Origin of the sequence: Streptomyces silvisoli, from assembly GCF_029269905.1 — a bacterium.
GTDB lineage: Bacteria > Actinomycetota > Actinomycetes > Streptomycetales > Streptomycetaceae > Streptantibioticus_A > Streptantibioticus_A silvisoli_A.
The window spans coordinates 105,851-118,323 of sequence record NZ_JARJBC010000001.1; the positions used below are offsets into that span (position 1 = coordinate 105,851).

Sequence of the window (12,473 nt, forward strand, 5' to 3'; positions counted from 1 at the left end):
GCGGGCTCTGTCGGCGCCTCCTTGTGGCACCAAGTCCACGTAACGGCTTGGCCAGCAAAATCGGGCGCTTACCCCGGCGCAAGTATTGCAGCATGCAATACTTGCCTTGTGGGAGAGATATGGACGGACCAGTCGAAGGTTCCTGTGTGTGATCCGCCCGGGGCGGCGAAGTGCCTGGGTATGGCGTCTCATCGCGGACTGGTGTCGGCGTGAGCGGCGGTACGCGGCACAGGGCCGCGCACCTCGGAGACTTCACCGTCCGGCCGCGGATGCTGCTGATCACCGGCTGGGCGCTGTTGGTCGGCGCCGCGGGTGCGGTGGCGGCGCTGGCGCTGTTGCGGCTGATCGGCCTGGTCACCAACCTGGTCTTCTACCAGCGGTGGCAGGCGTCGTTGGATGCCCCCGGCCTGCATCACCCGTGGTGGCTGGTGCTCGGTGCGCCGGTGGCCGGTGGGTTGGTGATCGGGCTGATGGCCCGGTACGGCTCGGAGAAGATACGCGGACACGGCATGCCCGAGGCGATCGAGGCGATCCTGACCGGTGGCAGCCGGGTGGCCCCCCGAGTGGCGGTCCTCAAGCCTGTCTCGGCGGCGATCAGCATCGGTACCGGTGGGCCGTTCGGCGCCGAAGGACCGATCATCATGACCGGTGGGGCGATCGGTTCGATACTGGCCCAGGGGCTGCGGCTGACGGCCGACGAGCGCAAGACACTGCTGGTGTCCGGTGCGGCGGCCGGTATGGCGGCCACGTTCAACTCGCCTCTGGCAGCGGTGCTGTTGGCCGTTGAGCTGCTGCTGTTCGAGTGGCGGCCACGCAGCTTCGTACCCGTTGTGGGGGCCGTCGCGGTCAGCACGGTGTGCCGTGGCCTTCTGATGGGCACTGGGCCGATCTTCCCGGTTTCCGCGAACAATCTGCACACCAGCGGGGGAGTGGACGCGCTGTGCGTGCTGGCGGGCGCCATCGGCGGCGCGCTGGCGGTGGCGGCTACCTGGCTGGTCTACCGGGCCGAGGACGCTTTCGCCCGGCTGCCGTTCCACTGGATGTGGTGGCCGGCCATCGGCGGTGCGGTCATCGGCCTCGGCGGTCTGATCGAGCCGCGCGCACTCGGTGTGGGCTACGACGTCATCGACCAACTGCTCACCGGCCGCGCCACGGTGTCCCTCATCGTCGGCATTCTGGTGGTCAAGACCCTGATCTGGTCGCTGTCGCTCGGCTCCGGCACGTCCGGTGGTGTCCTCGCTCCGGTCTTCATGATCGGCGGGGCGGTCGGCGCCGCCGAAGGGCTTGTCCTTCCACATGTGGTGCCTGGATTCTGGGCGATGATGGGGCTCGCCGCCGTGGTCGGCGGTGTGATGCGCTCGCCGCTGACCGGTGTGGTCTTCACCTTGGAACTCACCCACGCCTGGGCGGCAGGGTTGCCGCTGCTGATCTCCTCCACCGCCGCCTACGCGCTGTCCGTGCTGTTGCTGAAGCGCTCGGTGCTGACGGAGAAGATCGCCCGTCGCGGCCTGCACCTGACCCGGGAGTACTCCACCGACCCCCTGGAGACCTTCTTCGTCGAAGAGGTGATGGTCCGCGACCCCGTCGTGCTCGGCCGCGCCGACGCTCTCGACGAGGCGCTGGCCAGGACGTTGCGGCCGGGCGAACAGCCCGACGACGGGCAGCGGCTGTTCCCCGTCACGGACAGTGGAGGCGCGCCGTACGCCGTGGTCAGCCGCCGAGCCCTGCTGGACGCCACCTCGCGGGCCCTCAACGAGGGAGTACCAGCCACTGTCGCCGATGTTGCCGTTCCGGTGCCCGTGGTCCTGCGGCCGGACGACACCCTGCGCCGCGCCGCGTATCTTTTCGCCGAGCACGGCATCACCGAGGCGCCCGTGGTGAGCCGCGAGTCGGTGGAAAGGGTCGTCGGAACCATCGCGCTGCCGCATCTGTTGCACGCGCGGTTGCATGACCTCACCGAGGAGCATCACCGCCAGCGGCTGCTTCCCCGGCAGGCGCTTGCCTCAGCCGACGGCGGACAAGGAGAGCCCGGGCCGATGAAGATCAACGCCGACTGCTGACCGGCCCTACACCGTTGCCCTCTGAGGCGTGGGAGGTCATGGGGAAGCGAGCAGCGCCGGATCCGTCGCGAGGTCGATGGCCGGCTCGTCGGCGGCGGCGATGAGGGCCTGCAGCGCCTGAACGAGGCCCTTGCGCTGGTCGGCCGGCAGACGTTCCACGATCGTGGCGATGTCGTCGTGCCGACGGGCCAGCACCTCGCGGACAAGGCGATGTCCGGCCCTGGTGAGGCGCAGAATGACCTCCCGGCGGTTGTCCGGGTTGATCTGGCGGTCGACATGGCCGATCGCCTCAAGTTTGTCGATCATGCGCATCGCCGTGGAGGGGTTCACCCCCAGCACCGACGCGAGGGCTGCCAGCTTGACCGGGCCCTGGCTCTCCAGCACGACCAGTGTGCGCAGCTGGGGCAGGGTCAGGCTGGGATCTATGTCGGCGAGTGCGCGGGCGGAGATGGCCACGAACAACCGGGAGGCGGTCATCACGGCGGCACTGACCTCCTCGACAGTGTCACTGCCCTGCCGTTCCGTCACGCGTGGTGCGTTGCTGCCCTTCACCTGCTGCCCCATGGCCGTCATCCGGACTCGAACAATCGCGTGTCCGGACTGGGTGGATTTTTGGTAGTACCTGCATTATTGCGGACTGCAATGGTATCCTCAAAGTGGTACAGGCAGAGGACCCGGTGTGGGTGCCGTGGCGTCGCACACGCAGGGGGTGATGCCGGTGGCCGCCGAAGCTGTACACGAAGCCTATTCCTTCGTCCGCCTGTGTTGCGGGTACGGCTGGGAACAGGGATACGAGATCCGGCATGTGATGGATCTGGCCGGGGCGCTGCAAGTCGTCGCCCAGGGCCAGGGCGATGGCAGCACTACGCCCTCACGTCGATCCGATCGTGAAGTACGTGGTGCTGGTGACCGGCGTGGCCCTTCTCGTCGCGGGCGTCGCGTTGCACAGTGCGCCGTTGCTCGCCGCGGCGGTTGGTGTGGCGCTCGCCTTCGGGCTCTTGCGGTTGGTCCTGCGATGCGGTCAACGCCGCCACGCACCAGGAGTTGACAGATGACCGGGTGAGGGGCCGGGGTGCCGCACCCCGTTCAAGGGGTGCGGCACACAGGCCGTTGATCGACCGACAGCGGCGGAGGCCGGTCGATCAACGGCCGGTGCCCAGCCTTCGGTAAACCGGTGCAGGAGTCCGCCGTGCGAACCTTCCCGCATATGGCTGCTGCCGTTGCTCGGTCGTCGGTGACGCGACCGCCGGAGGCGGCCGCGGCGGTGATGGCCACCGGTGCGTTGTCCACCTGCTTCGCGCTGACCGGCCCGCAGTGGCTGTCCGGAGCCCTGCTGGTCGTGACGGCCCTGATGTGGTTGCTGCTCTTCTTCGGCTTCCTTGCTCAGATGGTCTTCACCCCGGGAAGTTTCGCCTCGATGGCCAGTGAACCCGCCTCCTTGGCTCTTGCCGCGGGTACCGCCGTACTGGGAACCCGCATGGCGATGCTCGGCCGGTACGGCATCGCCCAGGGGCTGTTGTGTGTCGCTGTACTGCTGTGGCTTGGACTTCTTCCACCGGTACTGCGGCATTGGCGAACGCCCACAGCCGGTTCGGCATTCCTGACGTCTGTCTCCACCCAAGCCCTCGCCGTACTGGCGGCCCAACTCGCCCGGCGATCAGGCCACTCCTGGGAAGCCGTACCCGCCTTTGCCGCCTTCGTTTGCGGACTCGCGTTGTACGGTGTGGCCGCGACCCGCTTCGACGCGCGACACGTAGCGCGCGGCGCGGGCGACCAATGGGTGTCCGGCGGGGCCCTGGCAATCAGCGCGTTGGCAGCAGCGTCACTCCTGAACGCGCCTCGGGCACACCAACTCCTGAGGTCATTTGGCCCCGGCCGCGCTACGACATCAGACGATGGTCAACGGCCTTTCCCATGGGCATGTTGGCTCTGGCGAGCCTGACCATGGCGCAGGAACTGCGGTGCGGGCCGGTGTGGGAAGCGGGCCACATCCTGTCCTGGATCGCGTTCACCGTCTGGCTGGCCGTAGGGGCCGGAGCCCTACGCCGGAGCGGCATCACTCCCACACGTCCCGAGCCACGTCGCCCGCCGCCGAACTCACGGTTACCCACTCCCGTTCACGCGCCGTCGTGGCGGGTCCGGCGGCGCAACCCGCGTGGACGGTGCGGGCGCCGATTAACACTATGGCGGCCCGCTGAACAGGATGTCTCATGGTTCCCCGTTCCGGTTATGGCATGGCTGCAGTGCCGTGACCCTGCGGAATCGACCGCCACGGAGTCTAGGAGCTCGTAACGCGATCTTGTTGAGATGCGCGGGTCGGGCGTGGCCGGTGTGGTGATCCGTCCGTTCGTAGCGCGTGAGCACTCGCCCGTGGATCGTGGACGACGACCTGTGGATGCTGATCGAGCCGCTCCTGCCGCCTTGGCCTGAGAAGTCGCCTGGACCTCGGCCGGTGGACGACCGCCTGTGTCTGCAGGGCATCCTGTACGTCCTGTGCAAGGACATTGCCTGACAACCTCTGCCCTTGGAACTGGGTTTCGGCTCGGGGTGAACCTGCTGGCGGCGCCTGGTCTGCTGGCAGCAGTGGAGCTCGTTCTAGGTGTCCGGAGTATCATCTGGCCACCCTCGCGACGGTCAGGGTTGTTCGGGGCTGTATTGCAGTGCCTCACGGGGGTACGCGTCGGCGATGGAGGTGTTCGGATCGCGGGTGGTCCATTCCAGGACCTTGGACCCGTCGAGACGTTCGAGGACGTACTTGTCGCTGCGGTACCAGATCGCCTCGGTCACACGCTTGCCCGCCTGGTAGTTCCGTTCGAGTTTCACCGTCCTCGAATGGCTCTTGACCTCCTCGTGAGTGGTGATGACTTTCAGTTCGTGGCTGATGGTCGAGCTGAGGGATGCCCCGACGCCTTTGAAGCCGAAGCTGGCCTCGGCGGTAACCGAGATGGTGGTGGTCTCCTCCACAGTCCTGGCATTGGAGGTTGTCAGGCCCACGGTGGTCTCCTCGGAGTGGGTGTAGTCCGAGGCGCCGCCGTGCTCGTAGGAGTAGACCCGTTCCCAGTAGCCGTACCGGCGCAGGAAGTAGTACGGGTTCTCCCGGGCTTGGCGCTGACGGTCGTGGGCGGAGTCCTTGACCAGCGGGAAGGGATAGGCCATGACCCCGACCTCGACGGGGTCGGTCTTCGCGGACGGCGTGGGCTGATAGCTGGTCATCCGGTGGATGTCACCGATACCCCTGTCGGGAATGTCGGGCAACTCGAGCACGGACTTGTACTCGTCCTCGACTTCCAGGTACCACTTCTGTGCATCGCCCAAGTACCACTGCTCGACGGGGGCGGAGGGCTGTGTGCTGTAGCTCTTGACGTTCAGGGCTAACTGGCTCTTCTCGTTGGCGATCTGGAAGGTGCCGCCACTCGCCGAGTGAAGGAACCACTGCTGGGCGGGACTGCTGCTCGGCTGCTGGAGACGGTACTGCTCTGCGTACGCCCCCGGTGAGGTGCTGTTGGAGACGATGTTCACCACGAGTCCACTGGCTTTGTTGGCCAGTAGGTACTTGCCGAAGTCGAGTGGGAAGACATGCCAGACCTGGCTCATGCGCTCCTGGCCGGAGGGCCGGAGCTGCCATTGTTCGAGCCGTGCGGACTCACCGAGGCTGTAGGACGTGACGTTGAGGTACAGATTGCTGCGCTGGTTCTTGATGCGGTAGGACCTACCAGCCGGAATACCGGACATCGTAGCCATCCTCTCGATCGCGGAAGGAGCCTGGCCCACCGAACAGCTAGCACTCATCTCCGGCATAGCTGGCAAGGCGCCGCCAATGAGGTGGATTCGGCAGGGAACGAGTCAAGCGCTCGGGACAGCGGGACGTCTAGGGAGAGATCCAGCCGCTGTACGTGGACAAGTGACTTGTCAGGGCGCACTCCGTCTCACGTGTCCAGCAGCAAGGAGTCAGCAGTGGCCATCGGCCGTGGAGGGACAGGGGTGGATCAAGGTGAGACGGCACCCCTGACGGAAGGGATGCCCCGAAACCGGAGCATCCCTTCCATTGGGCGTTGAAGCTGTGGTCCGACGCCATGAGTTGACTGATCAAGCCTGGGCATGGACTAACAGTGCAACACCACGCTAACAGGGCTAGCCCAACTCGCCAGCACCAGCAGGGAAGTTGCAGGCGAGAGTGTTGGTGAGGCCCCCTCGCGTGGTCTGGTGCCCTGAGTCTTCGAAACGCCGAGGTCGTACCGACTGCGGCGCTGCGTGGGTCGATCGCGTCGGCGGGTGTCGGTGAGTGACCGCGGGGCGCCGGATTCTCGGTGGATCACTGACTCAGGGCACTAGCCACTCAGGGTTGCGGGGAGGACGTGTGCTGCCTGGCCCGATTCGGTCTTGTGTGAGTATGACGGCGCGGGGTGGTGGCGCGGCCAGCGGTTGTAGCGCTCGATCTTCAGGACCCAGTTTTGGAAGCCTGCCGTCGCGCCGCTCGAGACCCTGACCTTCACGCGGGCCGTGACGTTGCGTGTGGGTAAGGCGACTGGGGGGTCGGCGACGCGGATCAGGGTGTAGGAGGACCATTCCGGATTGCCGCGGGCGGTGACAAAGCGGTGGTTGCTGCTGACCGGCGCGGCCTGGTCGTTACCGAAGAAGACGGTGACGTTCGCGACGGCGTTGTTGTCGGGGTGGGAGACGATGGCCTCGGCGCTGAAGGTCGCGACGAAGGCCGCCCCGGTATGAGGGAGTTCCCTGTCCGACTGCCAGGTTGATGGACGCGCCGGGCAGGTCGGTCCACTGGGTATCGGTCAGCTCCTGGCGGGCGTCGTCCCGCAACAGGTGGGTGTTGTCTGGGGATCGATTTGGTGTCCAGGGGTGTGAGATTGGGTGTGGGTGTGCTCATGAGCGTAACTCCCCTGCGGTAGAAGGCTTTTCGGGCTGGTAACTCCCCAGCGGACTCCCCGTCGCGCACACTCGACACACACGCGACAGCCACCTTCTGTGCTCGTTCGAGTACGTTTCGTCATGGGTTTCGTGAGGGGGCCACGCCCGGTACCGTCCAGCGCACGGCGGACGTGCTGCCCCGCAGACCCGAGCACGGCGGCCACCAGCATCGACACCTGGCCCTTGTGCCCTTTGAGTCTGGCCCGGCGCGCGGCGGCCGATTCCAGGCGCCCTCACTAGGGTCCTTGGGGTAGACGGAGAGGGCACACTAAGCAGCGCAGTCGACGGTGCCGGAATGCCGACCGGCGCCGAAACACTCGCCATAAGCCGAGTCACATCGACGTAAAAAGGAGCGGCGCGCACCCCTGAGGCTCGGCCTCCCACGCGGTGGCGTACGCACCCGTGTCCCCGCGTGATCAATGACGTCGGTCAGGGGCTGCGCTTGATCGTCTACTGGGTATCGGGTGCAGTGATACCACTGGTGCGCTCATCGGCCGCCAGGAACGCTGAGATCAGTTGGTGGACCCGCATGGTGGAGTGGCCGCTTAAGTCAGCGCACCTGCGAAACGCCGTCCTCCGTCAGGGTGCTGGAGGGTGGCCGTGGGGCTTGGCTGTTCGGGCGTGCGCCTAATACCGCAGTCAGACTTCGTGGTCTGGGTTTCGCGCGGCCTTGGGCGGCGCGGTCGGGTAGGTTCGACGGGTCAGTCGTCGTCGGCGATGAAGTCTGCTATCGCGGCGGCGATGGCTTCGGGCTGCTCGTCGGGGATGAAGTGTCCAGCGTCGGGCACGACGATCCGGGTGGTGTTGTCGGCCCATGGGCTGATGGAGGCGGCCATGTCCGGAACGGAGCCGTGGCTGCTGGAGATTCCGAGGATCGGCACAGTCAGGTGCCGCCACCGGAGCGCCTCGCGGTTCTTACGCGCTGACTCTGCGGCGTCTCGGTAGTACGCGAGGGAAGCGCGCAGGCCGCCGTCGACGGCGACGGCCGCCGCGTAGTGGTCGAGTTCGGCGTCGTCGAACGTGTTGGGAGACAGGGCCTTCACCTTCAGGAACCAGCCGACGTACTCGCGTTCACGGCCGGCAAGCAGTGTCTCGGGCAAGTCGGGCACGATGTGGAACGCGAAATGCCAGGTTTTCCACGCGCGATCCGGGTCGGTGGGAATCGCCTCCGGGAGAGTGATTCCGGGGATTCCGGCGTCGAGCAGAGCGACCCCGCGCAGGTGGCTCTCGAAGTTGAGGGCGAGGGAGAAAGCGACCCAGGCGCCGATGTCGTGGGCGACCAGGGAGTAAGTCGACACTCCGAGAGCCTTCACGGCGGTGTGGACGTGCGCGGCGACCGTGTGCGTGTCGTAGCCGCGCTCTGGACGCTCGGAGTGGCCCTGTCCCGGCAGGTCGATCGCGATGACGTGGAACCGGTGGGTGAGGCTGGGCATCACCTTTCGCCAGGCCCACCAGGTTTGCGGGAACCCGGCGAGCAGGACGACGGCCGGGCCGCTCGGCCGTCCGCCTTCGACGGCATGAAGGCGGACGCCGTCCGCGTCGACCCAGCGGTGAGTGAATCCGGCCAGACGCTGCAGGGGCAGGTCCCGGATGGGGTTGCTTTCGGAGACATGCGGAGTGCTGGTTGCTGGGCCGGTCACGGGGACCTCCGTCGGTGTCAGATGTGCGGTTGGGACGGTGCAGCTGACGGTGGTGGCTGGGGCCACGTGGTGCGTTTCTCGCGAGGTCGCGAAGTGCGCGGTTTGCCCGGCCATGACCACGCTTGAAGGCTACACATCTTGAACTGATCAGTTCAAGATAGAATGGTGCGCAACGCAGTCCGAACCAACGACGCATCGGCAAGGAAGTGCCGCGTGGCAGGCAAGAAGCAGTTCGATATGGATACGGCGCTCAACGCCGCGATGATCCAGTTCTGGCGCGACGGCTACGCCGACACCTCATTGGACGATTTGTCTCGGGCGACCGGCCTGAACCGCAGTTCCATCTACTCCTCCCTGGGCGACAAGGACACGCTCTTCCTGCGCTGCCTGGATCTCTACGCCGCGCGCTATGGGCAGAAGTACGACGCCGCCCTATCGTGTGCAGCCTCGGAACCCGTTGCCGCTGTTCGTGCGTTCTTCGACGTCACCCTCGAGCGCATCGCCGATCCCGAACTACCTGATGGATGCCTGATTGCCCAGTCAGTCATGGCAATCCCAGTGCTGAGTCCGAGCGTCGCGGCGCACGCCAAGCAGGCGCTCGGCTTCCAGCGGCTGCGCCTGCGTGCCGCGCTGAAGGCCGGCCGACTGACCGACCAGGACGCCGAAGCCTTCGCTGTACACGCGGCGGCTGTGAACCAGTCGCTCGCCGTCATGAGCAGGGCCGGGGCGAGCCCGGCGCAGCTCCTGGCTGTCGTGGGCGTCACCGTTGACGCGCTGTCACAGTCGTTGCGCGCGTAGCGAATCTGATACGGCCGTCGGACTCGCGGCCTGGTACGCACAGTCACTTCATGAGTTCGAGGCGAGCGCGGTAGTGGTGCCAACGCGCTCGGACTGGTGGCTTCGTCGCCAATCCCACCAGGCCAGGTGGAACGCTCCTTACCGCCACCACCCTGAGCGGGGCGACACTGTACGTCTTCGCAGTCATCGAGCACACCAACCGCCGTGTCCGCATCCTCGGTGCGACGACTCATCCCACGGCGGCCTGGGGCACTCAGGCCGCCAGAAACCTCGTGATGGGTCTTCAGGACGCTGGAGCCGCAGTCGCGTACACCCGCGCATTCGGCGCCGTCTTCACCGCAGAGGGCATCGAGATCGGCGGCTGGGCTGTGGCGGGAGGAACGCTACCGGCCAGGCGGTGTGTCGTTAGTGATGGTGGGGGCTCTCGGCGATCGGGTCGGTGAGCGGCGCCGCTGCCCGTAGTGCTGCTGCCGGGGCTGCGGGTGTCGTGTGGGCAGTGGCGTCGAAGGCGGGGTTGGGCGCGGTGGAGTTCGACGGGGCGTTCACGGGTTCGCTCGATCTGTGCGAGTCCTATGAGGCGTGTGCGGCCGAGGTCCGGCAGTTCCTGGCTCCGATGTGGACGGCGACCGAGCAGACCCTGCCCGCCGCGGTCCGGCCGCACGTGCACGCCATCATCGGCTTCACGGTGCGGACCGATCGCATCGCCGACGAGGGCGCGCCGGCGGCCCGCGAACGCCGGATCGCGCGGTGGTGCTCCGACACGCTGGAGGATCTGCGCTCGGGCCGCAGCGGGCATCCGCTGCGGCGGGCGTTCGTGGACACGGCGCTGCGGTGGGATCTCGATCGTGCGGTGATCGAGGAGTTCCTCACCACGGTTCATGCCGACTGCGTCTCTCCGCCCGTGTTCGAGACGTTCGCGGACCAGCGGCGCTATCTGCGGGGAACCACGGGAACGTCGGCCGAGATGTGGACTCCGCTGCTGGAACCGCGGGGGCCGGAGGCTTTCCGGCTGGCGTCGTTGCTGGGCGAGGCGTGCCATCTGGCGGACGTGTTCGAGGACATGCCAGCCGACCTCGCCGCAGGCCGCTGCTACCTGCCCCGTGAGGATCTGCGACAGCTGGGCCTGGACGTCGCCGATCTCCGGCGCAGTGAGCCGCGGGAGGCGCTGGACGAGCTGATCGACATTCAGCTGACCCGCTGGCACGGGCTGTTGCAGCAGGCGGCGCCAGTGACCGCGACGGTGGGTTGTGAGTACGAGGCGTTCCTGGGCGCGCTCCTCCTCGGCGCCCAGGTGCAGTTCGACGAGGTCACGCTCCTGCGTTCCCGGGTGCTGTCCGACGGTCTCGAGCCGCTGACGGTGACGGGTCGCGCCCGGCGCCGCCCGGCGTGGCCCGCGGCCGGTCCGGTGCCGAACCATCTGGCGGTGATCATGGACGGCAACCGGCGGTGGGCCGCGCTGCGGGGCATGTCGGTCGCGCAGGGCCATCGTGCGGGCTATCGGGCCGCGATGCGGCTGGTCAACTCCGCGCTACGGCTGGGAATTCGGCACCTGAGCATCTACATGTTCTCCACCGAGAACTGGGACCGCTCCCAGGAGGAGGTGCACGACCTGTTCGACGCCTTGGCCGACGCGATCAGCCGGGACATCGACTGGCTGCACGAACTCGGCGTTCGGGTGCGCTGGTGCGGGCGGCGCGAGCGGATCGATCCCTCGCTCGCCTCCCAACTGGCACTGGTGGAGAGCGCGACGTCGAACAACTCCGAGCTGACGCTGACTGCCTGCGCCGACTACGGCGGCCGGGACGAGATCGTCACCGCCGCTCGCGCGCTGGCCGCGCAGGCGGCGGCGGGGGCGATCCAACCCGAGGACATCGGCCCTGCGGACATCGCCCGGAACCTGTACGCGCCCGACCTTCCCGACGTCGACGTGCTGATCCGTACCTCCGGCGAGCAGCGGCTCAGCAACTTCCTGCCCTGGCACCTCGCCTACGCCGAGTTGGTCTTCGACCCAACTCTCTGGCCCGACTTCGGCCTGACCCAGCTGCAGGAGGCCCTCACTGACTTCGCCAGCCGAGAGCGCCGCTTTGGCGGCAGCCTGCCCGGCCCGGCGAGGCCCGTGGAGCCGGCCCGGACCGACTGACGGATCCGGGCCGGGCCTCGGGTCACCTCTTCGGCGGCGTGTACAAGCCCTCGGCGGTCATGTGCGCCAGCACCGTGTCGGTGGTGAACGCAGGCGTGCCGAAGGCTGCGGCGAACGCATCAGCCAACTCCGCGGTGGGACGCAGCGGCACCTCCTGGATCCGCACCCTCATCGGCTGGCCCGGCGGCACGCTGTCCGTGGTGAGCCGTCCCTCGGCCAGATCACACCCGAACACCGAACGGTGCCCCAGGTCGACGCCGTTGACCACGCACGTCCCGGACACCACCCCGTCCTGCAGAACACTCTCCAGCTTCTCCACCCGGAAGTTGCCACGCGCCGTGCGCACCGCGATGCCGCCATCCAGGCCACCATTGCCCTGCGCCCTCGGAACGTCGGCCAGTGAGGGATCACCCGAGCCCGACCGCACGGGGAACCGCATCGCCGAACCGCGCGAATCCTTCACCAGCCGTGCCGGAGCCACCGCCTCGACCTCCGCCTCGAACTGGTCCAACTGCCTCTGCGCCTGCGGCGTCCAGCGAACCTCGACCCAGCCGTCGGAGACCGTGCCCCACTTGGCGTCCGCAACCGATGCGGACGCCGTTCCCGCGAACTGCGCCAGCAGCGGAGCGGTCAGGGCCGCGCCCAGAACCATTCGTCGCGTCGTGCTCATCGTTGTGCGCACCATCCTTCCTCGGGCCGCAGGGCTCGACCCCCGGAAGGATCATCCGGTCACCTGAGCGCCTGGGGGCGGACAATGCGAGGAATCACCCGGATGGGGGACTGACGCCTCCATCGGAGCCCCCAGGCGTCCCATACGTACCTGTTTCGTCTGGCAGGTCACCGGCCACAGACGTGGCAGAGGCCGACTCGGAGAACGCCAGGAACGACGACGTCCGCCAGGCACCGGCC

Annotated in this window: 11 protein-coding genes; 7 read left to right on the top strand and 4 right to left on the bottom strand. The window is 67.4% G+C overall.

The window, feature by feature from the left end; genetic code table 11:
• Nucleotides 1-269 precede the first annotated feature (269 nt).
• On the top strand, nt 270-2,060 hold the full coding sequence (locus tag P3G67_RS00470) for a chloride channel protein (protein WP_276092040.1): 1,791 nt from the start codon (nt 270-272) through the stop codon (nt 2,058-2,060).
• A gap of 36 nt (nt 2,061-2,096) precedes the next feature.
• Here the strand turns inward: P3G67_RS00470 and P3G67_RS00475 are convergent, their stop codons facing one another.
• The gene (locus P3G67_RS00475; RefSeq protein ID WP_276092041.1) at nt 2,097-2,537 is read right to left on the bottom strand and encodes a MarR family winged helix-turn-helix transcriptional regulator; all 441 of its coding nucleotides are present in this window, start codon (nt 2,535-2,537) and stop codon (nt 2,097-2,099) included.
• 730 nt (nt 2,538-3,267) lie between these two features.
• On the opposite strand from P3G67_RS00475, the gene P3G67_RS00480 reads away from it, so the two are divergent.
• The 3 genes from P3G67_RS00480 to P3G67_RS00485 all read left to right on the top strand — a co-directional run bounded on the left by P3G67_RS00480 (nt 3,268) and on the right by P3G67_RS00485 (nt 4,572).
• Nucleotides 3,268-4,002, top strand: a complete 735-nt coding sequence (locus P3G67_RS00480; protein WP_276091628.1) for a hypothetical protein — start codon at nt 3,268-3,270, stop codon at nt 4,000-4,002.
• On the top strand, nt 3,981-4,352 hold the full coding sequence (locus tag P3G67_RS35930; RefSeq protein WP_391858171.1) for a hypothetical protein: 372 nt from the start codon (nt 3,981-3,983) through the stop codon (nt 4,350-4,352). The genes P3G67_RS00480 and P3G67_RS35930 overlap by 22 nt, the downstream gene beginning before the upstream one ends.
• A 64-nt stretch (nt 4,353-4,416) precedes the next feature.
• On the top strand, nt 4,417-4,572 hold the full coding sequence (locus P3G67_RS00485; RefSeq protein ID WP_391858152.1) for a transposase: 156 nt from the start codon (nt 4,417-4,419) through the stop codon (nt 4,570-4,572).
• Between the two features lie 122 nt (nt 4,573-4,694).
• On the opposite strand, the gene P3G67_RS00490 is transcribed toward P3G67_RS00485, so the two are convergent.
• Nucleotides 4,695-5,792: an RICIN domain-containing protein gene (locus P3G67_RS00490; protein ID WP_276091629.1), complete on the bottom strand. Its 1,098-nt coding sequence runs from the start codon at nt 5,790-5,792 to the stop codon at nt 4,695-4,697.
• Nucleotides 5,793-6,659: 867 nt separating this feature from the next.
• On the opposite strand from P3G67_RS00490, the gene P3G67_RS00495 reads away from it, so the two are divergent.
• A complete protein-coding gene (locus tag P3G67_RS00495) occupies nt 6,660-6,785 on the top strand; it encodes a hypothetical protein (RefSeq protein ID WP_276091630.1) in 126 nt (41 codons plus the stop codon).
• Nucleotides 6,786-7,687: 902 nt separating this feature from the next.
• Here the strand turns inward: P3G67_RS00495 and P3G67_RS00500 are convergent.
• Nucleotides 7,688-8,626, bottom strand: a complete 939-nt coding sequence (locus tag P3G67_RS00500; RefSeq protein ID WP_276091631.1) for an alpha/beta fold hydrolase — start codon at nt 8,624-8,626, stop codon at nt 7,688-7,690.
• Nucleotides 8,627-8,839: 213 nt separating this feature from the next.
• On the opposite strand from P3G67_RS00500, the gene P3G67_RS00505 reads away from it, so the two are divergent.
• Both P3G67_RS00505 and uppS read left to right on the top strand, forming a co-directional pair.
• Entirely contained in the window at nt 8,840-9,424 is a 585-nt protein-coding gene (locus P3G67_RS00505) for a TetR/AcrR family transcriptional regulator (protein WP_276091632.1), read from the top strand.
• A gap of 496 nt (nt 9,425-9,920) precedes the next feature.
• Nucleotides 9,921-11,564, top strand: coding sequence for a polyprenyl diphosphate synthase (gene uppS / locus P3G67_RS00515; RefSeq protein WP_276091633.1), 1,644 nt, complete (start codon nt 9,921-9,923; stop codon nt 11,562-11,564).
• Between the two features lie 22 nt (nt 11,565-11,586).
• Here uppS and P3G67_RS00520 read toward each other — a convergent pair whose 3' ends face one another.
• On the bottom strand, nt 11,587-12,234 hold the full coding sequence (locus P3G67_RS00520) for a hypothetical protein (RefSeq protein ID WP_276091634.1): 648 nt from the start codon (nt 12,232-12,234) through the stop codon (nt 11,587-11,589).
• Nucleotides 12,235-12,473: the final 239 nt, after the last annotated feature.